This window comes from Allolucifera butyrica (assembly GCF_900476375.1).
GTDB classification, from domain to species: domain Bacteria; phylum Bacillota; class Negativicutes; order Sporomusales; family UPPP01; genus Lucifera; species Lucifera butyrica.
In genome coordinates this window covers 26,111-50,668 of the sequence record NZ_UPPP01000066.1, presented here as the reverse complement: position 1 = coordinate 50,668, position 24,558 = coordinate 26,111, and the positions used below count along the sequence as shown (strand labels likewise).

24 protein-coding genes and 1 other annotated feature are annotated in these 24,558 nt (G+C 49.7%); of the genes, 21 read left to right on the top strand and 3 right to left on the bottom strand.

Annotated elements, in window-relative coordinates:
* The first annotated feature begins 21 nt into the window (after positions 1-21).
* The 6 genes from LUCIF_RS09360 (at position 22) to LUCIF_RS09335 (ending at position 8,571) form a co-directional block, all read left to right on the top strand.
* On the top strand, positions 22-1,335 hold the full coding sequence (locus LUCIF_RS09360) for a nucleobase:cation symporter-2 family protein (protein WP_122627614.1): 1,314 nt from the start codon (positions 22-24) through the stop codon (positions 1,333-1,335).
* Between the two features lie 163 nt (positions 1,336-1,498).
* Positions 1,499-2,845, top strand: a complete 1,347-nt coding sequence (locus tag LUCIF_RS09355; protein ID WP_122627613.1) for an MATE family efflux transporter — start codon at positions 1,499-1,501, stop codon at positions 2,843-2,845.
* Between the two features lie 266 nt (positions 2,846-3,111).
* Positions 3,112-3,528, top strand: coding sequence for a VOC family protein (locus LUCIF_RS09350; protein WP_122627612.1), 417 nt, complete (start codon positions 3,112-3,114; stop codon positions 3,526-3,528).
* Between the two features lie 232 nt (positions 3,529-3,760).
* Positions 3,761-7,303 (top strand): pyruvate:ferredoxin (flavodoxin) oxidoreductase, encoded by a 3,543-nt coding sequence (gene nifJ, locus LUCIF_RS09345; RefSeq protein WP_122627611.1) that lies wholly within the window; start codon positions 3,761-3,763, stop codon positions 7,301-7,303.
* 124 nt (positions 7,304-7,427) lie between these two features.
* A complete protein-coding gene (thpR, locus tag LUCIF_RS09340) occupies positions 7,428-8,087 on the top strand; it encodes an RNA 2',3'-cyclic phosphodiesterase (protein WP_165865947.1) in 660 nt (219 codons plus the stop codon).
* A 64-nt stretch (positions 8,088-8,151) separates the two neighbouring features.
* Positions 8,152-8,571 (top strand): bacteriohemerythrin, encoded by a 420-nt coding sequence (locus LUCIF_RS09335; protein WP_122627609.1) that lies wholly within the window; start codon positions 8,152-8,154, stop codon positions 8,569-8,571.
* A 93-nt stretch (positions 8,572-8,664) separates the two neighbouring features.
* Here LUCIF_RS09335 and LUCIF_RS09330 read toward each other — a convergent pair whose 3' ends face one another.
* Both LUCIF_RS09330 and LUCIF_RS09325 read right to left on the bottom strand, forming a co-directional pair.
* Complete coding sequence (locus tag LUCIF_RS09330; protein ID WP_122627608.1) at positions 8,665-9,036, bottom strand: P-II family nitrogen regulator; 372 nt, start codon at positions 9,034-9,036, stop codon at positions 8,665-8,667.
* A gap of 36 nt (positions 9,037-9,072) precedes the next feature.
* Positions 9,073-10,482, bottom strand: a complete 1,410-nt coding sequence (locus LUCIF_RS09325) for an ammonium transporter (RefSeq protein WP_122627607.1) — start codon at positions 10,480-10,482, stop codon at positions 9,073-9,075.
* 245 nt (positions 10,483-10,727) lie between these two features.
* On the opposite strand from LUCIF_RS09325, the gene LUCIF_RS09320 reads away from it, so the two are divergent.
* The 5 genes from LUCIF_RS09320 (at position 10,728) to LUCIF_RS09300 (ending at position 15,035) form a co-directional block, all read left to right on the top strand.
* A complete protein-coding gene (locus LUCIF_RS09320) occupies positions 10,728-10,937 on the top strand; it encodes a hypothetical protein (RefSeq protein ID WP_207857317.1) in 210 nt (69 codons plus the stop codon).
* A gap of 18 nt (positions 10,938-10,955) precedes the next feature.
* On the top strand, positions 10,956-11,951 hold the full coding sequence (dhaK, locus tag LUCIF_RS09315) for a dihydroxyacetone kinase subunit DhaK (RefSeq protein ID WP_122627605.1): 996 nt from the start codon (positions 10,956-10,958) through the stop codon (positions 11,949-11,951).
* 79 nt (positions 11,952-12,030) lie between these two features.
* A complete protein-coding gene (dhaL, locus tag LUCIF_RS09310; protein ID WP_122627604.1) occupies positions 12,031-12,666 on the top strand; it encodes a dihydroxyacetone kinase subunit DhaL in 636 nt (211 codons plus the stop codon).
* Positions 12,667-12,669: 3 nt separating this feature from the next.
* Positions 12,670-13,059, top strand: coding sequence for a dihydroxyacetone kinase phosphoryl donor subunit DhaM (gene dhaM / locus LUCIF_RS09305; protein WP_122627603.1), 390 nt, complete (start codon positions 12,670-12,672; stop codon positions 13,057-13,059).
* 272 nt (positions 13,060-13,331) lie between these two features.
* Positions 13,332-15,035, top strand: coding sequence for a hypothetical protein (locus tag LUCIF_RS09300; protein ID WP_122627602.1), 1,704 nt, complete (start codon positions 13,332-13,334; stop codon positions 15,033-15,035).
* A gap of 9 nt (positions 15,036-15,044) precedes the next feature.
* Here LUCIF_RS09300 and LUCIF_RS09295 read toward each other — a convergent pair whose 3' ends face one another.
* Positions 15,045-15,275, bottom strand: a complete 231-nt coding sequence (locus tag LUCIF_RS09295) for a hypothetical protein (protein WP_122627601.1) — start codon at positions 15,273-15,275, stop codon at positions 15,045-15,047.
* A gap of 215 nt (positions 15,276-15,490) precedes the next feature.
* Positions 15,491-15,739 (top strand) — a binding site (T-box leader).
* Between the two features lie 186 nt (positions 15,740-15,925).
* Between LUCIF_RS09295 and trpE the strand changes: the two genes are divergently transcribed.
* The 10 genes from trpE (at position 15,926) to LUCIF_RS09245 (ending at position 24,539) form a co-directional block, all read left to right on the top strand.
* Positions 15,926-17,389 (top strand): anthranilate synthase component I, encoded by a 1,464-nt coding sequence (trpE, locus tag LUCIF_RS09285; RefSeq protein ID WP_122627599.1) that lies wholly within the window; start codon positions 15,926-15,928, stop codon positions 17,387-17,389.
* Positions 17,386-17,955 (top strand): anthranilate synthase component II, encoded by a 570-nt coding sequence (locus tag LUCIF_RS09280; protein WP_122627598.1) that lies wholly within the window; start codon positions 17,386-17,388, stop codon positions 17,953-17,955. Before trpE ends, LUCIF_RS09280 begins: the two co-directional genes overlap by 4 nt.
* Complete coding sequence (gene trpD / locus LUCIF_RS09275; protein ID WP_243638712.1) at positions 17,952-18,971, top strand: anthranilate phosphoribosyltransferase; 1,020 nt, start codon at positions 17,952-17,954, stop codon at positions 18,969-18,971. The genes LUCIF_RS09280 and trpD overlap by 4 nt, the downstream gene beginning before the upstream one ends.
* Position 18,972: 1 nt before the next feature.
* Positions 18,973-19,764 carry an indole-3-glycerol phosphate synthase TrpC gene (gene trpC, locus LUCIF_RS09270; RefSeq protein ID WP_122627596.1) on the top strand — a complete coding sequence of 264 codons (792 nt, stop codon included), beginning with the start codon at positions 18,973-18,975 and terminating at the stop codon, positions 19,762-19,764.
* Positions 19,751-20,389: a phosphoribosylanthranilate isomerase gene (locus tag LUCIF_RS09265; protein WP_122627595.1), complete on the top strand. Its 639-nt coding sequence runs from the start codon at positions 19,751-19,753 to the stop codon at positions 20,387-20,389. The genes trpC and LUCIF_RS09265 overlap by 14 nt, the downstream gene beginning before the upstream one ends.
* A complete protein-coding gene (gene trpB / locus LUCIF_RS09260; protein ID WP_122627594.1) occupies positions 20,358-21,542 on the top strand; it encodes a tryptophan synthase subunit beta in 1,185 nt (394 codons plus the stop codon). Before LUCIF_RS09265 ends, trpB begins: the two co-directional genes overlap by 32 nt.
* 1 nt (position 21,543) lies before the next feature.
* On the top strand, positions 21,544-22,365 hold the full coding sequence (gene trpA / locus LUCIF_RS09255; RefSeq protein ID WP_122627593.1) for a tryptophan synthase subunit alpha: 822 nt from the start codon (positions 21,544-21,546) through the stop codon (positions 22,363-22,365).
* A gap of 785 nt (positions 22,366-23,150) precedes the next feature.
* On the top strand, positions 23,151-23,405 hold the full coding sequence (locus LUCIF_RS09250) for a hypothetical protein (protein WP_122627592.1): 255 nt from the start codon (positions 23,151-23,153) through the stop codon (positions 23,403-23,405).
* Complete coding sequence (locus LUCIF_RS26030) at positions 23,386-23,577, top strand: hypothetical protein (RefSeq protein ID WP_165865946.1); 192 nt, start codon at positions 23,386-23,388, stop codon at positions 23,575-23,577. The genes LUCIF_RS09250 and LUCIF_RS26030 overlap by 20 nt, the downstream gene beginning before the upstream one ends.
* Positions 23,578-23,612: 35 nt before the next feature.
* A complete protein-coding gene (locus tag LUCIF_RS09245; RefSeq protein ID WP_165865945.1) occupies positions 23,613-24,539 on the top strand; it encodes a GGDEF domain-containing protein in 927 nt (308 codons plus the stop codon).
* Positions 24,540-24,558: the final 19 nt, after the last annotated feature.

Here is a 24,558-nt window from a genome sequence, read left to right as displayed (position 1 = left end):
TTGGGGAAATGGGGGATCAGAATGAGTAACTCTCGCCATCCTGTAGACGAAATGTTGCCGTTGGGGCAGTTGTTTGCGTATGGATTGCAGCACGTATTGGCTATGTATGCGGGGGCCGTAGCGGTGCCGCTGATTGTTGCCAATGCCATTGGACTGAGCAAAGAACAGCTTATTTATCTTATCAATGCGGATTTATTCACTTGTGGAATTGCTACCATCATTCAAACAATCGGTATCTGGAAAATGGGTATCCGGATTCCTTTGATTCAGGGTGTTACCTTTGCGGCGGTTACGCCGATGATTATTATCGGTAAAACGCACGGAATGACGGCTATCTACGGATCCATTATTGTGGCCGGAGCAATAACCTTTCTGCTTAGTCCGTATTTCAGCCGGCTGCTTCGCTTCTTTCCACCGGTTGTTACTGGTTCCATCATTACGGTAATCGGCATTACCCTGATGCCGGTAGCGATAAACTGGGCCGGTGGCGGCAATCCCGGCGCCAAAGATTTTGCTTCGCTGGAATATATTGTGCTTGCCTTGGTTGTTTTGGTACTGGTTTTGGCTTTTAACCGTTATCTCAAAGGGTTTTGGAGCAATATCGCGGTATTGCTGGGGCTAATAGCCGGTACTATTATAGCCATCCCCTTCGGGCTGGTTAATTTTTCCCAGGTAGGCAGCGCTGCGTGGCTGGGAATTACGACGCCCTTTTCGTTCGGTATGCCGACATTTGATACGGCGTCCATTGTATCCATGGTGCTGGTCATGCTGGTGGTCATGGTGGAGACGACGGGTGATTGTATTGCCGTCGGAGAAATTGTCGATAAAAAAATTACCCCGGAAGACCTTACCCGGGGGTTACGGGCGGACGGTTTTTCTACTTTGCTGGGCGGCATTTTGAACAGCTTCCCTTATACGGCTTTTGCCCAGAACGTAGGTCTGGTAGGCCTGACAAGAGTGAAGAGCCGTTTTGTAGTGGCTACTGCCGGCATTATCCTGGTCGTTCTGGGTTTGTTCCCGAAAATGGCGGCTGTTGTCGCCGGAATTCCTAACCCTGTGTTAGGCGGGGCCGGCATTGCCATGTTCGGTATGGTTGCGGCCAGCGGGATAAAAACGCTTTCCAAAGTACAGTTTGAGGGAACCCATAATATTCTGGTTGTCGGGGTCAGCCTGGGAATAGGCATGATTACCCTGGCATCGCCCAACTTCTACCATAATTTCCCTTCCTGGACGCAGATTATCATGCACAGCGGTATTACGGCCGGCAGTATTACGGCCATTGTATTGAATGCCGTTCTCAACGGTCCGGCAGAGAAGACAGCAAATCCAAAGTAAAGCAATAAACGTTCTGGCTTTCCGGGAGATAATTCACGCCGGAAAGCCTTAATTTTTATAGTTGTATCCATAAAAGCAGATCCGGTTTACAATAAAAAGACTTTAGTATAAAATGCTGATAGCAGCAATATATAGATGCTGCATGTTAACTGGTGGAGGATATATGAACCGTTCCAAGTCACTCGAAGTAGACAGTATTGGCGTATTGCTCCGGCGTTTTTCGCTGCCGGCCATTTTGGGCATGGTGGTTAATGCTTTGTATAATATAGTGGATAGTATCTTCGTCGGCAACGGGGTGGGCGAAATCGGCCTGGCGGCGGTGACGATCGCCTTTCCGATTATGATGATATTAATGGGGTTCGGCATGCTCATCGGTGTGGGGGCAGCGGCTGAGACTTCCCTGTATCTGGGGGCGAAGCAGCAGGAAACGGCGGAGAAAATTTTGGGAAACGCCCTGACCTTGTCTCTTAGTCTGGCGGTGGGTCTTACCGCCGTGATTTTGGCATTTCTTGACCCCTTATTGGTAGCTTTAGGGGCGGAACCGGGCGTTTTACCATATGCCCGGGATTTCATGCGCATCATTTTAGTGGGCAGTGTCTTTATGCATATAGGCTTTGGTCTGAATAGTATGATCCGGGCCGAGGGAAATCCCCGCACAGCCATGGAAACCATGCTTATTTCCGCGGTTTTAAATATGATTTTGAATCCGATTTTTATTTTTGGTTTTAAAATGGGGATCAGCGGTTCGGCCCTGGCTACGGTTATATCGCAGTTTGTTTCGGCTGTTTGGGTTGTCTATTATTTTAGCAGCGGCGCCAGTCTGCTGAAATTGCGCCGGTGTAATCTAAGGCCGCAGCGGGATATTGTGCTGGGCATCATTAAGATCGGCCTCTCGCCCTTTCTCATGCAGGTGGGAGCCAGCGCCGTTATCGTTATATTTAATTTCCAGCTTATGAAGTACGGGGGAGAACTGGCGGTGGCTTCCATCGGCATTATTATGAGGGTAAATATGTTGATTCTGATGCCTATCTTTGGTATTAGCCAGGGAGTGCAGCCAATCATCGGCTATAATTACGGTGCCCGGCAATATCATCGCGTAGTCGAAGCGTTGAAAATGGCTGTTTTGGCAGCTACACTGATTTGTTTTGCCGGTTTTGCCGTTGTCCAATTGTTTAATACCAGTATAATCCGCCTGTTTAACGATGACCCGCAGCTTGTTGCAACCGGCTCAAACGGTTTACGCATCACGCTTATGCTGCTGCCGGTGGTCGGTTTTCAAATTATTAGTGCTAACTATTTTCAGGCAACGGGTAAAGCAGGGTATGCGATTCTTCTCAGTATGTCCCGGCAGGTCGTTTTGTTGATCCCTTTTATTTGGCTGCTGCCGGGTTTTTTCGGCATAAACGGGATATGGGCGGCGGGGCCGCTTTCCGATTTGGGATCTTTCCTGCTTACCGGTGCTTATTTATTCCGGGATTTGCGAAAATTGCAGCCGGCCAATGGTGAATGAAGGAAAGCGGTTCAATGCAGCCCTCTTTTCTTGACAGAGTACGGATTAATTTATACAATAAATTTAGGAAATAAAATAGGTGACAATGGAGTCGCTCCTTGATTATTTAACGGGGCGTTATTTTTTTTGTTGAAACTTTGCTTAAGAAGAGGGTCTGCGTTGTTGCAACGGAACCGGTTAGCCTTGGTGCAGGTCTGGCAATCACCGGCAAAGCATAGTAAAATAAAAGTATACCGATTCAGTTAAGAAGAGGGAGAAGGGTTGATATGCAAATAAAACGGGTGGACTTCACGATCAGCACCAGCAAGCTGCAAGAATCGAAGGAATTTTATATGAAGTATTTTGATTTTCGTTTAGTATATGAAAGTGACTGGTATATTGAACTGATCGCGCCGGATATGCCGACAATGGGAATCAGTTTTACCCTGCCGCAGCGGGAGGAGGGGGAATTTTTTAACGGGCGCGGTCTAATTCTTTCTTTCGAGGTAGAGGATGCGGATGCCGAATATGAACGGCTGGAGGCGGCGGGGTTGCAAATCTACCAGGAACTGCAGAATAAGCCATGGGGTGAGCGCAGCTTTGTTGTTGAAGACCCGAATGGTGTCCATGTGTACATCTACAAATCGATTCCTGCCACGCCGGAGTATCAGCGGATTTATGATTCGTTTAAAAAAGTGAAATAAAGGAATGCGTTGCCGCGTCTAATTACTGTTGGGGAGATCTCCCCTGCCATTGAACCGGCAAAACGGACTGTTCAAGTGAAATGTCTTTACATATGATTCTGTTGGGTGTATATTTATAAAGAATGTATTAGGTATACATTCCTAGTTTCTGTAAATGGATTTAGTTTTCTTAAACCAATTATGCAGGTCCGCCTGCATAATATTAATAATGATGGGAGAAAGGGGATTATTTATGAGAAAAATGAAAACCATGGATGGAAATACCGCCGCGGCTCACGTATCGTATGCTTTTACCGACGTGGCGGCAATCTATCCGATTACTCCGTCATCACCCATGGCAGAACATGTTGATGAGTGGGTGGCACAGGGACGGAAAAATATTTTCGGTCAGCCCGTGCGTGTCATGGAAATGCAGTCGGAGGCGGGCGCCGCGGGCGCCGTACACGGTTCTTTGCAGGCCGGTGCGTTAACGACTACATATACAGCCTCACAAGGGCTCTTGCTGATGATTCCGAACATGTACAAGATTGCCGGCGAATTGCTGCCGGGTGTATTTCATGTTAGTGCCCGGGCCTTGGCTGCCAACTCTTTAAATATCTTTGGCGACCACCAGGATGTTATGGCTGCCAGACAGACCGGTTTCGCCCTGCTGGCCGAAAGCAGTGTGCAACAAGTCATGGATTTGGGCGCTGTGGCTCATTTGGCCGCCATTAAAGGCCAGGTTCCTTTCCTGAACTTTTTCGACGGGTTCCGCACTTCCCATGAAGTACAAAAAATCGAAGTGCTGGAGTATGATGAACTGGGTAAATTGCTTGACAAGGATGCCGTCGACGCGTTCCGTAGAAAAGCCCTCAATCCGGATCATCCCGTAGTGAGAGGAACGGCGCAAAATCCGGATATCTATTTCCAGGAAAGAGAAGTTTCCAATAAATATTATCAGGAAATTCCCGGGATTGTGGAAGGATACATGGCTGAAATCAGCAAGCTGACCGGCCGGGAATATCATCTGTTCAACTATTATGGCGCCAAAGATGCCGACCGGATCATTATTGCGATGGGTTCAGTATGTGAAGCGATCGAAGAAACGGTTGATTATCTGGTATCGAAAGGCGAAAAAGTGGGTCTGTTGACTGTTCACTTGTACAGGCCCTTCTCGCTGGAGCATTTCTTCAAATATATCCCCAAAACAGTAAAACGGATTGCGGTGCTTGACCGCACGAAAGAACCGGGCTCTTTGGCTGAACCTTTGTATTTGGATGTTAAGAGTGCTTTCTATGGCAAGGATTGGCAGCCTGTGATCGTAGGCGGCCGCTATGGCCTGGGTTCCAAAGACGTGGTTCCGGGTCATATCCTGCCTGTTTACGAAAACCTGAAACTGAACGAGCCAAAAGATAACTTTACCCTAAGCATTGTCGATGATGTCACCTTTTCTTCCCTGCCGTTGGGAGAAGATATCGACGCGACGCCGGCCGGAACCAAGGCCTGCAAATTCTGGGGTTTGGGCTCTGATGGCACCGTTGGCGCCAACAAGAGCGCCATCAAGATTATTGGCGATCATACGGATATGTATGCCCAGGCTTACTTTGCTTATGACTCGAAGAAATCGGGCGGCATTACCGTTTCTCACCTGCGGTTCGGCAAGAAACCAATCAAGTCGCCGTATCTTATCAATAAAGCCGATTTTGTAGCTTGCCATAACCAGTCCTATGTTTATAAATATGACGTATTAACAGGCTTGAAGAAAAACGGCAGTTTCCTGCTTAATTGTATCTGGAGTCCGGAAGAACTGGATGAAAAACTGCCTGCAGCTATGAAACGCTACATTGCCAACAACAACATTAACTTCTATATTGTTAATGCCGTCGGCATTGCGCAGCAAATTGGCCTTGGCGGACGGATCAACATGATCATGCAGTCGGCCTTCTTCAAGATTGCCGATATTATCCCGGTGGCAGACGCCGTTAAATACTTGAAAGATGCTGTTGTTTCCTCGTATGGCAATAAAGGCCAGAAGGTTGTTGACATGAACAATGCCGCTATTGAGAGAGGCATTGAGGCTATTGTTAAAGTAAATGTACCTGCTACCTGGAAAAATGCGCAGGATGTAAAAGAAGCCGGCAAACCGGTGCCTGAGTTTATTGAAAAAATCCTTACGCCGATGAACCGCCAGGAAGGCGATAATCTGCCTGTAAGCGCCTTTATTGGCATGGAAGACGGTACTTTCCCCGTCGGTACTGCCGCTTATGAAAAACGCGGTATTGCCATCAATGTGCCGGAATGGCAGGCCGACAAATGTATTCAATGTAATCAGTGTGCCTATGTATGTCCGCATGCTGCCGTACGGCCGGTATTAGCCGATGCTGCGGAAGTTAAGAATGCTCCGGCCGGCTTTACCGTAAAACCGGCTACCGGCGCCAAAGACGTAAGCTTCCGTATTGCCGTCAGCCCGCTGGATTGTACCGGTTGCGGCAACTGTGCGCAAGTTTGCCCGGCTAAGGAAAAAGCGCTGGTTATGAAACCGCTGGATAGTCAGATGGAACAGGCCGGCTTATGGGATTATGCGATGGAACTGAAACCGAAAGCAAATCCGATGAATAAAGCGACTGTGAAAGGCAGCCAGTTTGAACAGCCGTTGCTGGAATTCTCCGGCGCCTGCGCAGGATGCGGCGAAACCCCCTATGCCAAACTGGTTACCCAGTTGTTCGGCGACCGGATGATGATTGCCAATGCGACGGGATGTTCCTCCATTTGGGGCGGCAGCGCGCCGTCCATGCCCTACACGAAAAACCATCGCGGCCATGGACCGGCATGGGCCAATTCCCTGTTTGAGGACAATGCGGAATATGGTCTGGGCATGGCTCTTGGTGTGGCTCAGGTGAGAACATCATTGGCTGCGGATATCGAAGCGGCTCTCAAACTGAATATCAGCGCCGAACTAAAGGCCGCCTGCGAAGACTGGCTGGCTAATAAAGACAATGGCGCCGGCAGCCGGGAAAGAGCGGATAAACTGATTGCGCTTCTGGAAACGCAAAAAGGCAAGGACGCTTTGCTGAATGCTATTTATAACAATGGAGATTTCCTGGTAAAACGGTCGCAATGGATCCTTGGCGGTGACGGCTGGGCATATGATATTGGCTACGGTGGTCTCGACCATGTGCTTGCATCCGGTGAAGATGTAAATGTATTGGTCTTTGATACGGAAGTATATTCCAACACCGGCGGCCAGGCCTCCAAATCCACCCCGGCGGCAGCGATCGCCAAATTTGCCGCCAGTGGCAAGCATACCAAGAAAAAAGACCTTGGCATGATGGCTATGAGCTATGGTTATGTTTATGTGGCTCAGATTTCCATGGGCGCTGACAAAAACCAGACCCTGAAAGCCATTGCGGAAGCCGAGGCATATCCGGGACCGTCTCTGATTATTGCTTATGCTCCGTGTATTAACCACGGTCTGAAGGCTGGTATGGGCAATAGTCAGCTCGAAGCGAAAAAAGCGGTAGAAAGCGGTTACTGGGCAATGTACCGCTACAATCCGCAATTGAAAGAGGCCGGTCAGAATCCGTTTGTTTTGGATTCCAAAGAGCCGACAAGCAGCTTCCGGGAATTCCTGATGGGCGAAGTGCGGTATTCGTCGCTTGCCAAGCAATATCCGGACCAGGCGGAAGCCCTGTTTGTCAAGACCGAGCAGGATGCTAAAGAAAGACTGGCAAACTACAAACGTCTGGCGGCGCAAGGCCCGGTTGATTTAAAAGAAGTCGCAGCTGCGAAACAATAAAGAATGGATTGAGAGAACCCGGCAATCTGCTTGTAAGCGGTTGCCGGGTTTCTTCTATATCAAGAGTATAAAGAATAACAGATTGGCCAAAATAAGGAAACTGATCTTTTTCAGGAGAATTTTATTGTCAAATAACAGAAGAAGGCGAAAAGTGGAACGGGGTGATTTTTTGCGATTGTTTATCGCCATTGAACTGCCGGAAGAGATCATAGCAGAACTGGACCGGTTGCGGACGGGTCTGGCCGGGGAGATTAACAAAGCCCGCTTTGTTGACCGGAGCAATTTACATATTACACTACAGTTCCTAGGTGAGATGGAACCAGCTATGGTCGGGAAACTTACGGACCAATTACGTTGTGCGGCGTTGCAGCAACGGCCTTTTGTTTTGCGGCTGGGAAAGCCCGGTGTATTTGGCGGAAAAAATCCGTTTCGGGTCTTATGGATTGGTTTAGAAGGGGATACGCAAGCATTGGGTACTCTTCGCTCGAACATATCGGCGGCATTGACCGGGGCGGGCTTTCCGGTCCCTGGCAATAACTATCAGCCACATATTACCCTGGCCCGGGAAATATACTTTATCAACAGCCGGCCCGTCCGGCGGGATGAAATCGACTGCAGCCCGGCAGGCAAAGCATTTCCGGTAGAACGCTTTTCTTTGCTGGAGAGTACGGTGATAGACAGGCGGCGTCGATATTGTCCCTTGGCAACTTTTTTTTGCCGGATAGTTCGGACGGTCAAATGTGAATTTTATTACATAACAGGCAGGAAGGAACAGGAATTTTAGGGGCTTATGATGAATTTATTTCATAATTACGAATTTTATAATTATTATGAGAGAAGGTGTTTGAATGTTTGACTGGAAGGAAATTTACGGGAGTGGTGTCGCGGACATTGATGTACAGCACAAGCGGCTGTTTGTTTTAATGGCCGATTTATATGAAATTGCCAGCCTGAACGACGGCATGGATTACTATGACCAAATTAAAGCGGTTTTTAGCGAACTAAAAAAGTATACGGTTTATCACTTTGAATACGAAGAAAAGTTAATGCAAGACAATCACTATAATCCGCTGGAATTTAAGATTCATAAGCTGGAGCATGGTTCCTTTATTAATAAAATGACCAAGATAGAGAAGGAAGATCTCGACAAGCGTCAGGACGAAATTTTGCAAGAGGCAATCATTTTTACGGCGAATTGGATAGAACAACATATTCTGGGTACAGACCGGAAATATAAGGAGTTCTTAAATTCCTGCGGCGTGTATTAACCGATCTAATTTCAAAAAGGGCAGGCCTGAAGGATACTTCAAGCCTGCCCTTTAGAATTAGCGGTCTTCGAAAAAACGCGTCAGCGGTTTTTCCTATTTCGTTGTGTCCTTGGGGTCCATAATCGCAATGTCGCCTTCTTCACCGGTACGAATACGCACCGCATTGGCTATGGAGTAGACGAATATTTTACCGTCGCCGATATTGCCTGTCCGGCATGCCTTTTTCGCGGCGTCGAGCACTTTTTCCACCGGGACTTCACAAACGACAATTTCTATTTTTACTTTTGGCAAAAGATTTACGGTAACTTCTTTGCCACGATATACTTCCTTATGACCTTTCGAAAGGCCGCAGCCATAGACCTGGGTCACGGTCATGCCCGTTACTCCGATAGCATTCATGGCCTCTTTCAGTTCTTCCAGTTTTTCCGGGCGGGTGATAATTTCTACCTTAGTTATCTCGCGCATATACTCTCCTCCTCTCAGTTTTACAGCCGGGCGGGGTTAACCCAATGTAGTTTTGGGTATACCTACTTCTTGTGCAGCCTGAGCGCCGACAATACTGGCGCTCAGGGGGTGTCCGGTAATCAGGTCCTGATAAGCGTAGCCTCTTTCACCGTGTTCGCTGAGATCGAGCCCTTGCACTTCCGCGCTGTCATCGCTACGGATTTGCATAAACAAACCGATTACTTTAATGATAATGAAGGTCATGACGGCGGCGAAGGCCCAACTGGCAGCGACACCGATTATCTGTGTTGTTAACTGGGCGGCATTGCCGTAGAATAAACCGTCGGCACCGGCCGGATTGATTTGTTTGGAGGCAAAAAGACCGGTGGCGATGGCGCCCCAGGTACCGCCAATGCCGTGACAGCCAAATGCATCCAGAGCATCATCGTAACCTAGTTTCGCTTTCAGGACGCTGACGGAGAAGAAACAAATGACACCGCCGGCCAAGCCGATGATAACGGATGGAACTACTCCGACGAACCCGGAAGCGGGAGTAATGGCAACCAGACCGGCGACGCAGCCGCTGGCGGCACCCAGAATAGTCGGTTTGCCATGATAGAGCCATTCGCTGCCAACCCAGGAAATGGTTGCTGCCGCTGCAGCCGTATTGGTAACGACGAAGGCACTGGCAGCCAGACCGTTGGCCGCTAAAGCGCTGCCGGCATTGAAGCCGAACCAGCCAAACCAGAGGAGAGAAGCGCCGATAACAGTCATTGGCAGGTGATGCGGCAACATGACTTCATGACCATATCCTTTTCGCTTGCCAATCATTAACGCAATTACCAGACCGGATACGCCGGACAGAATATGAACCACAGTCCCGCCGGCGAAATCCAGAACGCCTAAATCATGCAACCAGCCGCCAACACCCCATACCCAGTGTGCAACCGGATCATAAACAAAGGTTGCCCAGATCAGGGTGAAGACAACGAAAGCCGGGAATCGCATGCGTTCAGCAAAGGAACCGGTAATCAAGGCCGGCGTAATAACGGCGAACATAGCCTGGAAAATCATGAAGGCCAAAGCCGGGATTGTTGCCGCATAATCGGCGTTAGGGTCCTGTCCCACGCCGGCTAAACCCAGCCAATTTAATCCGCCTACAAAATGGCCTATATCAGGACCAAAGGCCAGAGTATAACCCCATAAAACCCATTGTACAGAAATAAGTCCGACGATAAAGAAACTTTGCATAATCGTTGACAGTACATTTTTTGTACGTACCATACCACCATAAAACAATGCCAGACCGGGAGTCATGATCATTACCAGGGCGGCGCTGAGAAGCACGAAAGTAGTGTCTCCCGAATCAATTTTGGGGGCATTCGCCGTACCTTCAGCGAAAGCGGATGGCAGGAACGCCAGGCTCATCAAGAGACCTAAACCGAGGATCATCCACCATTTTTTCATTATAAATCCCTTCCTTTTCCATAAAGTAAATAAGTTCGGATAAATGCGGGGTGAAACAGATGGGAAAATAGAAAGGGGCCCTGAAGCAGGCTTCAGGACTCCATTGTCCCGGGAGAAAAAAAGCCTTCGCCGCATATTACGGCGAAGGCTTCATTGCCTTAATCAGTATTAAATTATATATCTACTATAACAATGGTTAGGCTTACTGTCAATAGCGAAAAATATATCGCAAAATTAAAACTATTATGCCGGGATTAGAGAGGAGACAAATGTATTTAGAGATTGAATATTATGAAAATATCTATTGCGCAGGCAGGAATATATTGGTGTGGATGGAAAATAGATATACAAACAAGATTAGGAGACAAACCTCCGCTTATGACAAAACGATTCTTCTGACGGGGCGGATGCCAAAAGGAATGGGTTATGAATCCGGTGATAAACCGGAGCATTAAATAAGGGAGGGGAAAAGAATGAAAAAGGTAATTAATAAGCCTGAACAAGTCGTAGAGGAAATGCTGCAGGGGGTCGTCGCGGCACATCCGCAATATGTTAAGCGGATTGAGGGATTCAACGTTTTGGTGCGGGCAAACGGCCCCACGGCCAAAGTAGCCCTGGTTAGCGGCGGCGGCAGCGGCCATGAACCATCTCATGGCGGCTTTGTCGGCAGGGGAATGCTGGATGGAGCAGTTGCCGGAGCCGTATTTACCTCACCGACGCCGGACCAGGTTTATGAAGCGGTCAAAGCGGTGGATGGCGATAAAGGTGTCTTGTTGATCATCAAAAACTACACCGGTGATGTGATGAACTTCGAAATGGCGGCGGAAATGGCTGAGGCAGATGGAATCAAGGTAGATAAAGTAGTAATCAATGATGACGTAGCAGTGGAGAACAGCACTTGGACTACGGGACGCAGAGGCATTGCCGGAACGGTATTGCTGCACAAGATTGCCGGCGCCAAGGCGGAAACGGGGGCTGACCTGACGGAAGTCAAGCGGATTGCGGAAAAGGTGATTGCTAATGTGCGCTCCATGGGAATGGCTTTGTCGCCTTGTATTGTACCGGCGGCAGGCAAACCCAGTTTTACCCTGGCGGAAGACGAAATGGAAATCGGTATGGGAATCCATGGCGAACCGGGCACGCACCGGGAGAATATTCGCTCTGCCGATGAAATTGCCTCGCATCTGCTGGAGAAAATTTTTGCCGATATGCCGCTGCAACAGGGGGATGAAGTTGCCGTACTGGTCAATGGGTTAGGAGCTACGCCACTGATGGAATTGTATGTTGTAAACCGGAAAGTTGCGGCGGTTCTAAACGCGAAAGGGATCAAGACAGCCAAAACCTTTGTAGGCAATTATATGACTTCTCTGGAAATGGCCGGGTTTTCGATTACTTTGCTGAAACTGGATGCGGAACTTAAAGCATTGTTATTGGCCCCTGCCGACACGCCGGCATTTGTGCAATTCTAGCCGGGTTACTGATTGAGAAGATGCTGCGACGAACCACAAACAAAATTGGCCGGGATAACCTGGATAGGGGGAGATCAATGTGAGTGCTTATGCTATCGCTGCGATTCAGGCCATCGGTGAGGCGATTATTACTAATAAGGAAAACCTGACTGCTTTAGATGCCGCCATTGGTGATGCCGACCATGGCATTAATATGGCCAGAGGCTTCGAAGCGGTTATGACTAAACTCACCGGGCTAGAGCCTGACAAAGATATTAGCTTCGTTTTAAAAACGGTTGGAATGACATTGATTTCTACCGTTGGTGGAGCATCAGGTCCTTTATATGGAACAGCCTTTATGCGGGCCGCCGCCGCCAGCCAGGGAAAATGGAGTCTGGATGCGGCTGCAGCGGCGCAAATGCTGGCCGCCGCAATTACCGGAATCAAGGAGCGGGGAAAGGCGCAGCGAGGCGAGAAAACCATGCTTGATGCTCTCGAACCGGCTTATGAAGCGTTTGTGGCCGGAATGGAGGAGCAGAGGACACTGGTTGAGTGCCTGGAACTGGCGCGGGATGCGGCCTTACAGGGAGTCGAATATACCAAGACTATCATTGCGACCAAAGGCCGGGCCAGTTATTTGGGTGAACGCAGCCGGGGGCATCAGGATCCCGGCGCTACGTCAGCTTATCTGATGCTGGCGGCGCTGGCGGATTTTTGCCGCCGTCAGGAGGGATAGCCAATGGTGGGGATGGTCATTGTTTCCCATAGCCGGAAAGCAGCCGACGGTATCAAAGAATTGGCCGCTCAGATGGCCGGACCGGGACTGAATTTGATTGCCGCCGGCGGAATGAATGACGGCGCGATCGGCACAGATGCCGTCCGCATCAGCGAGGCCATTGTAAGGGCTGATTCGGGAGACGGAGTCGTGGTGCTGGTGGATCTTGGCAGTGCTGTTTTGAGTACGGAAACGGCGATTGAACTGTTGCCCGGGGAGATTGACGTAAAGATTGCGGACGCTCCCATCCTGGAAGGCAGCATTATGGCTGCCGTGGAAGCTTCCGTCGGCAGTCCGCTTGCCGCCGTGATAGCGGCAGCAGAAGGCAGCCGCAGTATGGTTAAACTTTCTTGAATCAAGAAAGACCGCCGACGCGGTCTTTCGGCTCAGGGCTCATGGCGCAGGGCGCGAAAAACCTGTCTAAATCATTTAGGCAGTCTTTAAGACTTTCTATTATACTTTAGAAAGGAGCAGGCCGCCGGTATACACCGGCAGCCTGTTTTTTTCTTTGTCTGCACCTTGAGCCCTGCGCCATGAGCCGAACTTTTAAAGGATTTTGCCGCTCTGGCGCAGAAGAAAATAAAAAATGGCTATACTATGAATATTGAATATTTTGGGGTGATGAAGTGTCTTTGATCGTACTTGCGTCTGTTTTGACGCTGCTGTTTGTTTATTTTCAACAACCTGTTTTTGCCTGGGGCTTTGTAGACTGGTCGCCGCTTTTTATTCTGTGGGGTGTTGTGCTGCTTGCCTTCTCGGCTCGTTCTTTGATCCGGCACGGTCAGGCGGCATTTGCCAATTCTCCTTGGGGACAGTTGCTCAACCGGCTGCTGGGCGGAGAAGGGAAGGATGAGGAGAAAGTAGTCAACATATCCGGACATAAACTGGCAGCGAGACAAAGAAAAATCGCTATTGTCGGTATTATTCTAATCATAGCCGGTTTTCTTAACTCCGCGATTTTACCGATACTCACCAGTAACACTCTTTTTTTCAGTCAGTCCTACCGCCGCCTTTTGGGGCCGGTGAAGGAGAGTACTTTTTCGGCCGACGTGGAACCGATCGATCTGGCGCAGATTCGCATCATTGATCCGGAGACGGCGGTTAAATTGGCCGATAAAAAGATCGGTGAAGTGCCTGCTTTGGGCAGCACAACCCGTATGGGCGAAATGTCATTGCAAAAGGTGCGGAATCAACTGTATTATGTCGCTCCGTTGGAATACCGGGGGTTTTTTCAGTGGCTTACTAACCGGGCAACGGGCAGCAAAGGCTATGTCATGGTATCGGCTACCAATCCGGAGGATGTCCGTCTCGTCCAGACTGCCTTTATAAAATATCAGCTCAACGGCTTTTTTCTGGATTATCTACCGCGGTATCTATATTGGCACGGGATTGTTAACGTAGGAATGACAGATTTCTCCTTTGAGGTCGATGATAATCTGACACCGTATTGGGTAGTGACCTTATATAAAAACAAAATCGGCTACGCCGGTTCCGATGCGGTGGGAGTGGTGCTGGTTAATGCCCAGACCGGTGAGATTAGCCGGTATTCCATGAACGATGTTCCTCAGTGGGTGGACCGGGTGCAGCCGGAGGAATTTGTCTATAGACAGATTAGCGACTGGGGTGAATATATTAACGGTTTTTGGAATTCGGTCCTGGCCAAGACAGGAACCCTGAAACCTGCCGGCAACCAGCTGAATTTAATTTATGGCAATGACAATAATATATATTGGTATACAGGCATTACTTCTTCCGGCAAAGACCAGAGTACGGTTGGTTTTATTATGGTAAATTCGCGTACTAAGGAAGCCAAGTGGTACAAGGTGGCCGGCGCTACCGAAGACGCCGCCAGAAAATCGGCGGAAGGGCAGGTGCAGGAGAAAGGGTACCGGGCCGGCTATCCGGTGCTTTACAATATCAACGGTGTACCGACCTACATTGCCCCGTTAAAAGATAAAGAAGGATTGCTAAAGCAAGTATCTTTTATTTCCGTTGAAAATTACAACATCGTAGGGGTTGGCCCGGATATTGAAAGCGCCTTTAACGCCTATGAGCAAAATCTTGCCGGACGGGGCAACGCCTTTGTACCCGGTAATGCAGTGCAGCAAGAGCAAGTGCAGGGCAAGGTAGTTCGTTTCTCCCAGGTTGTAAAAGGCGGTGAATCGTATTTTTATCTTACCCTGGAAAATGATCCGCGTATTTTTGTCGGTTCAGTCAACGTATCGGCGAAACTGCCGCTGGTCAAACCGGGGGATACGATTGTTCTGAGTGTAAAGAATAGTAAAGAGTCTCCGGTGGGCATTCTCAAGTTCGATGCTGCCGGTTATTAAGCAATATATTTAATAGGAGCGGCTGCCCCAGCGGGGATGGCGCACCGGCTTCAGGCCGAGACGGGCTACCAGGAGAACGGCCTCCTCCAGAGAAATATCCTGTTTTTTTTCGCGGGATTCCAGGATGCAGACGGGTTCTTCCACACCCACTTCACCCGGCGGAAGATAAATGTATTCCTGGGCGGCATGGTCGCCAAAAATGATTCCGGCTTTTAAGTGGCCGGCAGTTACACTGTCCATAGTTACACCTGCCTTTTTAGTCCGTTGTTTTGCAATTTCAATATCGTTTGGAAAATATGAAATATGGATTTGGATAATCCGGCATAAGTATAACACATTGCCAAAACAATAAACAATGGAAAAGTATTAATGGGCTGTCTAAAAGGCACCTGACGGCTTAAAAAAATTCTTGCCAAATAAGACAGTAAATGATATTCTATTCTCAAATCCATAATTCAAAAGCTTTGACGGGGAAGAGTAGGCAGAAAACGAGCTTTTCAGCGAGCGGAGGGCAGTGTAAGCTTCGCAGGTATCTTTCTGGTGAATGGGCCCCTGAGCTGCTAACCGAAGTAATAGTAGGCTTAGCCGGATGGTCTCGCCGTTAAAACAAGAGACAGGGTATCGGAGTCATCCCGTACCTGAGAGCGAGGCTGTTTTAGCCTACTAAGGTGGTACCACGGAAGTGCAGAGCTTTCGTCCTTAATCGGACGGAAGCTTTTTTATTTTTCCGTTTCCATTCCTTCGCTTTCCGGCGGGAAATTGAGCCTGTACCCTAAGAGTGAGGCTAGGCCTACTGAAGGTGGTACCGCGGAAGTTAACCCTTTCGTCCTTTATTTAAAGGATGAAAGGGTTTTTATTTTTTACAATTATAAAAGGGAGGTAATAAAGCGATGACAACCCCATCCCGGGAAGAATTCCTGAGCTTGGCGCAGGAAAACAATGTAGTTCCCATATACGAATTACTGAATGCTGATATGGAAACCCCCATTTCCGTATATAGCAAGCTTGTGGGGGAAGAAACCGGTTTTATGCTGGAAAGTGTAGAAGGCGGCGAACATTTAGGGCGGTATACTTTTATCGGCTTGCGGCCTTTTCAAACTTTTACCGTATCCGGTGATACTTGTCTGATCACTGAAAACGGGCAGGTCACGAAGCAAAAGGGGAATCCGTTTACGATTCTGCGGGAAGTAATGAACCACTTTACAACGGCGGAAATTGAGGGACTGCCCCGTTTCTACGGCGGAGCCGTAGGCTATTTCGGCTATGATATGGTCGAGCATCTGGAGAAACTTCCCCCCAATGAAAATGACCAACTGGGACTGCCGGACTGCAGCCTGCTTTTTCCCCGGGTTATCCTTGTTTTTGACCATGTTAAACATAGGCTGCAGCTGATTGTTTGTGCCAGGATAACAAGTCATGCCGGCCGGGATTATGAAGAGGCTGTCGCTCTGTTGACGGAAATGAAAGCAAAACTTCAGCGGCCGCCGGCGGTTCCTCCCAGGATGACGGCGGCTCCGGCGCCGGTGCAGTCAAACCGCAGCCAGACCGAATACATGGAGATGGTTATCAAAGCCAAGCAATACATTGCCGCGGGCGATATTTTTCAGGTTGTGCCGTCCCAGCGGCTGTCCGCCAAGCTGCAAGTAAGTCCTTTTGAAATTTACCGGACATTGCGGTCGGTCAATCCGTCACCCTATTTGTATTATCTCAATTTTGGCGGGATTCAGCTCATTGGTTCCTCACCGGAGCTATTAGTACGGCTGGAGGGGGGAGTGGTGGAAACGCGTCCCATTGCCGGCACCCGGCGCCGGGGCAAGACGGCACGGGAAGATCAAATGCTGGCGGAGGAATTGATGCAGGATGAAAAGGAGCGGGCGGAACACATTATGCTGGTTGACCTGGGCCGCAACGATATTGGTAAAGTCGCTGCCTATGGAACGGTACAGGTACCTACGCTGATGGCAGTGGAAAAATATTCTCATGTTATGCACATTGTATCTTCCGTACAGGGTCGGCTGCAAGAGGGGAAAGATGCAATTGATGCGCTGATGGCCTGTTTTCCCGCCGGTACAGTTTCCGGCGCGCCCAAAGTGCGGGCCATGGAAATCATCCGCGAACTGGAACAGACCAAACGGGGGCCCTATGCGGGTGCGGTAGGGTATATCGGCTTTTCCGGCAGTCTGGATACGTGTATAACCATCCGTACCTTTGTCGTAGCTGACGGTAAGGTCCATGTGCAGGCCGGCGGCGGAGTTGTGGCCGATTCGGTACCGGAAGCCGAATACGAAGAATCTCTGAATAAAGCCAGGGCGCTGCTGAAGGCCCTGATTTTAACCGAGGAGGGACATCGATGATTGCCGTGATTGATAACTATGATTCTTTTACGTACAATTTAGTGCAATATCTGGGCGAATTGGGAGCCGACATTGCGGTATACCGGAATGATCAGATTACGGTGCCGGAATTGGAACAGCTTGTTCCTTCCCATATTATTATCTCTCCCGGACCGGGAACGCCGGAGCAGGCGGGAATTTCCGGCGAAGTGGTCACGGTATGCGGCCCGCACATTCCGGTTTTGGGAGTCTGCCTGGGGCATCAGACAATTGGCCGGGTGTTTGGCGGTACCGTGCGTAGAGCCGACGTGATAATGCATGGCAAAGTTTCTACGATTTATCATGACGGGCAAGGACTGTACCGGGGAATTGCCGGGCCCTTTACCGCTACCCGCTACCATTCCCTGATTGTGGATGCGACGGTACCGTCCTGTTTAAAAGTTACGGCCCATACTGCCGACGGCGTTGTAATGGGACTGCGCCATGTGGAATATCCCGTGGAAGGGGTGCAGTTTCATCCGGAATCTATTTTGACCGGGGAAGGTAAGACCATTTTGCGGAATTTTTTACGGAAGGAGAGAGCATGATGTTTCAACCGATTTTTCACAAGGTTGTCCGGGGCGAACATTTGAATGAACAAGAAGCGGAAGCCATGATGGAAGCCATTATGGAAGGAACGGCTACACCGGCCCAAATCGGCGGTATGCTTACGGCGCTTAGCATTAAAGGGGAAACGGTGGAGGAAATTACCGGCTGCGCCCGGGTCATGCGGCGTAAAGCCACTGCCGTCCGGACCGGCGGTCCGGTGGTTGACACCTGCGGTACGGGCGGCGACCGTAAAAACACCTTTAATATCTCTACCACAGCTGCCATTGCCGCCGCCGGGGCAGGGCTGAAAATCGCCAAGCACGGCAACCGGTCGGTATCCAGCCAATGCGGTAGTGCCGATGTTCTGGAAGCCTTGGGAATTGATATTCAATTGAGCGCGGCAACCGTGGAAGCAATGCTGCAGCAAACCGGCATGGGGTTCTTATTTGCGCCGGTCTTTCACCAGGCCATGAAAAATGTAGTGGGGCCGCGGCGGGAAATTGCCATCCGGACTATTTTCAATATACTGGGGCCCCTTACCAATCCGGCGGGGGCGCAAAGTCAGGTAGTGGGCGTATTTCAGGCTGAGTTAACCACTGTATTGGCCAGCGTGCTGCAGCGTCTGGGGACGGAGCATGCTTTGGTCGTGCACGGACTGGACGGGTTGGACGAAATATCGGTTTGTGCGCCGACCCGGATTACGGAAGTGAAAGACGGCTCTCTTCATACGTATCAGATAACGCCGGAAGATTTCGGTTTCGAACGGGCCGAGCCGGAGAACCTTACCGGCGGCAATGCCGCCCAAAATGCGTCAATCACGCTGGCTATCCTGCAGGGAGCGGAGGGACCCCGGCGGAACATTGTGCTTTTAAATACCGCGGCCGCATTGGTAGCTGGTAATCGGGCACCGGATTTAGCTGCCGGGGTTAAGTTGGCGGCAAATAGTATTGATAGTGGCAAGGCTTTGGCTAAACTAGAGGAATTACGCCAATTTACCGCCGGGGAGATGCAATAGTATGATTTTGGAAACGATTTTGGCTGCCACCCGGCAGGAAGTGGCAAAACGAAAAGCGGCGAAACCGGTAGCCGAATGGCTGCCGCTAATCGGTAAAATGCCGGCAACCAAAGGTTTTAAAGCAGCCTTGTCCCAGCCGGGACGAGTTAATCTGATTGCCGAATATAAAAGGGCGTCACCTTCCAAAGGTGTGATCCGGACCGACCTGACACCGGAGGAGGTGGTAACTGCCTATGCCGGGAATGGCGCAGCGGCCATATCGGTATTGACGGAACCGTTCTTTTTTCAGGGCCGGCCCGACTTTCTGCGGCTGGCCAGACAGACAACCCGTATACCGCTTTTACGCAAGGATTTTATAATTGATGAATATCAGCTTTATGAAGCCCGGGTACTTGGCGCAGATGCCGTTCTGCTTATCGTTGCGGCTCTTTCCCGGCAGCAGCTTAAAAATTATCTGGATCTGGCCCACGAACTGGATCTGATGTGCCTGGTCGAGGTGCACACCAGGGAAGAAACGGAAGCGGCTGTCGAAAGCGGCGCCGCCATTATTGGCATCAATAACAGAAATCTGGCGAACTTCGAGACGAGCCTGGAGACTACCTTCAGGTTGGCGCCGTATGTTCCGGACGACCGGGTCCTGGTCAGCGAAAGCGGTATTTTCACCAAACAGGATATCGAAGTTTTATCTCAATGCGGTGTGCAGGCCGTTTTAGTAGGAGAAGCTTTGATGCGCAGCCCGTCGCCGTGGCGGAAATTGCGGGAATTGGCAGGTGATAGGGATGGTCCGGATTAAGATTTGCGGCATAAAAACGGTTGAAGATGCTTTAGTCGCAGTGGCGGCCGGCGCCGATGCCGTCGGTATGGTTTTTGCTCCCAGTACTAGACAAATTTCCGCTGCTATTTCCCGGGAAATATGTCATGCCTTGCCGCCCTTAGTGAACAAGGTCGGGGTATTTGTCGATGCTTCGGAAAGGGAAGTGAAGAATATTGCCGGGTACTGCGGCCTGGATACGCTGCAGTTTCATGGCCGGGAGTCGCCGGAATACTGCCGACGTTTTTCCCAGAAAGTGATTAAGGGGTTCCGCGTCAAAGACGAATACTCCCTGGCTGAATTGAAAAACTATCCGGACAGTATGGTGCTGCTTGACAGCTACTCTTTAGGGCAGGCAGGGGGGACGGGACAGGTTTTTCCCTGGGAATTGGCGGTCCGGTCCGGGTTAAGGAGCAGGATGATTTTAGCCGGCGGCTTGCACGCGGGCAATGTACTGGAGGCTATCCGGGCGGTACGCCCCTTTGCAGTTGATGTCAGCAGCGGCGTGGAAACCAACGGCAGGAAGGACGCCGCTAAAATCAGAGAATTTATCACAACTATTCGGAGGTGGGAATATGGAAACGAAGAAAATAGGACGTTACGGTGAGTACGGTGGCCAATATGTGCCGGAGACACTCGTTCCGGCCCTGAGTGAACTGGAAAAATGCTATAACCGTCTAAAGCAGGAACCTGAATTTCAGCGGGAGTTAGCCTTCTACTTCAGTCAGTATATAGGCCGTCCGTCGTTATTGTATGCTGCGGACAAATTGAGTGCTCATCTGGGCGGAGCCAGGATTTATCTAAAGCGGGAAGATTTAAACCATACAGGAGCTCATAAAATTAATAATACGGTCGGGCAGGCTCTGCTGGCCCGGCGGATGGGGAAAAAGCAAGTCATTGCGGAGACCGGAGCGGGCCAGCACGGCGTAGCCACGGCAACCGTGGCAGCTTTGTTCGGTATGGGCTGTAAAGTGTTTATGGGTGAAGAAGATGTAAAACGGCAGGCCCTGAACGTTTTTCGCATGCAGATGCTGGGAGCGGAAGTTGTGCCGGTAACCAGCGGCAGCCGGACCCTTAAGGATGCGACGAATGAAGCGCTGCGATACTGGGTCGGCCATGTGCGGGACACTTTTTATGTAATCGGTTCGGTCGTCGGTCCTCATCCCTATCCGGCAATCGTCCGCGATTTTCAGCGGGTGATCGGGGATGAAACCAAGCAGCAACTGCTGGAAAGGGAGGGTCGCCTGCCGGACAGCATTATCGCCTGTGTCGGCGGCGGCAGCAATTCTATGGGGCTGTTTTATCCTTTTCTGGAAGATAAAACCGTAACAATAATCGGGGTGGAGGCGGCCGGTAAGGGGATTGATACGAACGAACACGCGGCAACCTTATCCAAGGGTCGCAAAGGGGTGCTGCACGGGGCTATGAGTTATTTGCTGCAGGATCAGGACGGACAGATACTGCCAGCGCATTCGATTTCCGCCGGTCTCGATTATCCCGGCGTAGGACCGGAACATGCTTATCTGAAAGACTGCGGGCGGGTTAACTACACAGCGGTTACTGACACGGAGGCGCTGGAGGCTTTTTATCTTTTAGCCCGTACGGAAGGCATTATTCCGGCTTTGGAAAGCTCCCATGCTTTGGCACAGGCCATGAAACTGGCGCCGGAACTGCCGGCGGACCATATTATGGTAGTTTGCCTTTCCGGCCGGGGCGATAAAGACGTGGAACAAGTAGCCGCCTATCAGGAGGTGCAGTAAGATGGACAGGAAGAATGCAATTCAGAATCGATTTCGCGATGTAAGGCAAACCGGGAAAAAAGCATTGATTACGTACATTTCCGCCGGCGACCCTGACCTTGACACAACCCGAAAATTGGTATTGACTATGGAGAAAAACGGCACGGATATCATTGAACTGGGGGTGCCTTTCTCCGACCCCGTGGCCGACGGACCGGTGATTCAGGCAGCATCGCTGCGGGCCTTGCAAAAGGGGATTACGATTGAGAAGATATTTAACCTGGTGCGGTCATTGCGTCAGGAAACGGCTATTCCGCTTATACTCATGGTCTATTTTAATTCCATACTGCAATACGGAATTGAACGGTTCACAAAAGCCTGCGCCGGCGCAGGGGTTGACGGGTTGATTGTTCCGGATCTGCCGCTGGAGGAAAGTGAGGAACTGCGGCAAACCGCCGCTGCCTGCAATGTAGACGTTATTATGCTGGTTGCGCCGACAACACCGCTGGAACGGGTTAAGCAAATTGCCCGTGTTGGCAAGGGATTTCTATATTGTGTGTCCGTAACCGGCGTAACGGGCATGCAAAAGGAGTTGGACGGCGGCCTGGCCGGTTTTTTAACGATGGTCCGTTCCCAAACCGATTTGCCGCTGGCTGTGGGTTTTGGCATATCGACGCCTGCCCAGGCGGCTACTGCCGCCAAACTGGCCGACGGTGTCATTGTCGGCAGTGCAGTTATCAAAGTCATCGAAAACCACTTGGCGGCGGACGGCTTGGTGGAACAGGTCGGCGCGTTTGTTAGCCGGCTGAAGCAAGGACTTGCTGATGGAATTACGGCTCAATAGAAGGGGATAAAACAATAGCAAAGAACCCCAGACCATTTATTTTTGGTCTGGGGTTCTTTACGTACGTAACACCGGACGGATTTTTGCGCCCTGCGCCATGCCGCGTTAGCGGTCTTTCTTGATAGATCAGAGGCTAAAAATTCTTGTAAATCAAGAACAGAACTTAAGTGATTTTGTAGGTGATAGCCGTTAACGGCAGAAGAATCGCCTTATCAACGCTACGCCGTTGCCACTAAACCCACTTTTCGCAGTCCTCTGTCACTCGACAATACTTCTCTCGGGAAAAGATAAACTTAGGGAATTTTAAGCGAAGTATAAGGTCATTATTACTTTGTGGCTATGGATTGGGAGAAGATATTGTCGCCATAAGTTCAGAGTGCGAAATGTGGGAAACCTCCGCTTATGACAAGACGATCCTTCTGCCTGGGTTATTCGCCTGAAATGATTTCCAAATGGTTTTCCCGTGCTCTGAGCCCTGCACCCTGAGCCGAAAGACCGCGTAGCGGTCTTTCTCATGCAATGCATGAAAATTATATATATTTTCGACATATTTCATGAGGAAATGTAAGGATCTATACTGCATAAGAGACATAGAACGAAGGTGCATTGTTGAAAAATGTCAAAATTTAAGCTGCTAGTTTACAGAATGTAAATATCCTACGAAGGGAGTCAGTTTATTTTACTTGAAATGGTAATTTTTAACAAATATAATAAACACTAGATTACTGACATTTGCACAATGATAACTGAAACACCAGACTCAAGAAGTGAGGAGATGACCAAAGGTGGACGGATGTGCGGAGCATGCGGGAAATCACGTTCTCCAAGCTAAAGTTATGTTTCTGGAAGGAATTCAGGAATGGAATTATGCAAATTCAATTCAGGCCAAAGTTAAATCGTATGAGGTAGATGGCTGGAAAGCCTGTATTGATGAAGTTTACAACCGTTTTAAAATGAAAGACAGCGGGCGGTATCAGGTAATGTTTATCCGTTATCTGGAAGCGCAGGGAGGAAAGAATCATGGTTCATTTGATGGATAGAACAGGCCATACCGGGATTTACCGAATCGTGGACAATGTTTCTACCGAGACAAGCAGAATATGGATCTGTGACCTTTGTGGCGCTAAGGTGTATCAGGCTAAGAGCGGCCCAACGCCGCAATATAAATGCTTATGCGGCGGCAAGTCCTGGCATCGGCGGCCGCAACGCTAACTTCCTTACCGGCCAATTTTAAAGGTGGTGATTCTGTGTTAAAAGAGCCGGTATCCGTATTGGTAATTGGCGAGGAGAATCAATATCTCAAGCTGAGTGAAATGCTGGTAAACGGGTATGATGGCAGAATATTTTCCTTGCACCGGGCTGCAAGTCTATCGACAGGGATTACAATGGCTTCAGAAATGAAAGTCGACGTGGTTTTGCTGATTCTTTCCCTGCCTGATCAAGGAAAATCCGGCCCCATGGTGCGGGTAAGAAGTCAGGCGCCGGGCGTACCGGTAGTAGTGATCGGCGGCTGTGATGATGCGGTGGCGGCAGCGGATACGCTCCGGGAGGGGGCTCAGGATTTTTTGGTAAATGACCAATTTGATGGTAACACACTGGGCCGGTCGATCCTTTTTGCCATGGAGCGGCAAAAAGTGTTACGGGAATTGGAAAATGCATCGTTAATTGATGAATTGACCGGCGTTCATAACCGCCGGGGATTTATTACTTTTGGCCGCCATCATCTTAAGGTGGCCAACCGGTCCAAGCGGTCCCTCGTTTTATGCTATACGGACGTTGATAATATGAAACAAATTAACGACCAATTTGGCCATCATGTAGGTGACCAGGTATTAATCCGGGCGGCGGAAACACTGAAAGAGATCTTTCGCTCGTCTGATATTGTAGCGCGCATTGGCGGCGATGAATTTGTTGCTTTGGCGCTGGATACGGATACTTCATTCCCCCAGCGGATTGCCGAACGTTTGAAAGAAAAAGAGACAATCCAAAGTGAGCGTTATTCGTTATCTTTGAGCGTGGGCTTTGCTGTATATGATCCGGAAAAACCTTGCACAATTGAGGAATTGCTGATTCGGGCCGACCGGGACATGTACGAGATGAAGCGTAAGAAGGAAGTGCTAAAGAAACAAAAAAACGTTCAGTCTTTAGGAATATCCGCGCCTTTTTCCGGATAAGTATTTCCCGATAAGAGGG

Bases quoted from the DNA above. Each gene is read 5' to 3' on its own strand.
- LUCIF_RS09360 (WP_122627614.1), top strand. From the start codon at position 22: ATGAGTAACTCTCGCCATCCTGTAGACGAAATGTTGCCGTTGGGGCAG.
- LUCIF_RS09355 (WP_122627613.1), top strand. From the start codon at position 1,499: ATGAACCGTTCCAAGTCACTCGAAGTAGACAGTATTGGCGTATTGCTC.
- LUCIF_RS09350 (WP_122627612.1), top strand. From the start codon at position 3,112: ATGCAAATAAAACGGGTGGACTTCACGATCAGCACCAGCAAGCTGCAA.
- nifJ (WP_122627611.1), top strand. From the start codon at position 3,761: ATGAGAAAAATGAAAACCATGGATGGAAATACCGCCGCGGCTCACGTA.
- LUCIF_RS09335 (WP_122627609.1), top strand. From the start codon at position 8,152: ATGTTTGACTGGAAGGAAATTTACGGGAGTGGTGTCGCGGACATTGAT.
- LUCIF_RS09330 (WP_122627608.1), bottom strand. From the start codon at position 9,036: ATGCGCGAGATAACTAAGGTAGAAATTATCACCCGCCCGGAAAAACTG.
- LUCIF_RS09325 (WP_122627607.1), bottom strand. From the start codon at position 10,482: ATGAAAAAATGGTGGATGATCCTCGGTTTAGGTCTCTTGATGAGCCTG.
- LUCIF_RS09320 (WP_207857317.1), top strand. From the start codon at position 10,728: ATGCCGGGATTAGAGAGGAGACAAATGTATTTAGAGATTGAATATTAT.
- dhaK (WP_122627605.1), top strand. From the start codon at position 10,956: ATGAAAAAGGTAATTAATAAGCCTGAACAAGTCGTAGAGGAAATGCTG.
- dhaM (WP_122627603.1), top strand. From the start codon at position 12,670: ATGGTGGGGATGGTCATTGTTTCCCATAGCCGGAAAGCAGCCGACGGT.
- LUCIF_RS09295 (WP_122627601.1), bottom strand. From the start codon at position 15,275: ATGGACAGTGTAACTGCCGGCCACTTAAAAGCCGGAATCATTTTTGGC.
- trpE (WP_122627599.1), top strand. From the start codon at position 15,926: ATGACAACCCCATCCCGGGAAGAATTCCTGAGCTTGGCGCAGGAAAAC.
- LUCIF_RS09280 (WP_122627598.1), top strand. From the start codon at position 17,386: ATGATTGCCGTGATTGATAACTATGATTCTTTTACGTACAATTTAGTG.
- trpD (WP_243638712.1), top strand. From the start codon at position 17,952: ATGATGTTTCAACCGATTTTTCACAAGGTTGTCCGGGGCGAACATTTG.
- trpC (WP_122627596.1), top strand. From the start codon at position 18,973: ATGATTTTGGAAACGATTTTGGCTGCCACCCGGCAGGAAGTGGCAAAA.
- LUCIF_RS09265 (WP_122627595.1), top strand. From the start codon at position 19,751: ATGGTCCGGATTAAGATTTGCGGCATAAAAACGGTTGAAGATGCTTTA.
- trpB (WP_122627594.1), top strand. From the start codon at position 20,358: ATGGAAACGAAGAAAATAGGACGTTACGGTGAGTACGGTGGCCAATAT.
- trpA (WP_122627593.1), top strand. From the start codon at position 21,544: ATGGACAGGAAGAATGCAATTCAGAATCGATTTCGCGATGTAAGGCAA.
- LUCIF_RS26030 (WP_165865946.1), top strand. From the start codon at position 23,386: ATGGTTCATTTGATGGATAGAACAGGCCATACCGGGATTTACCGAATC.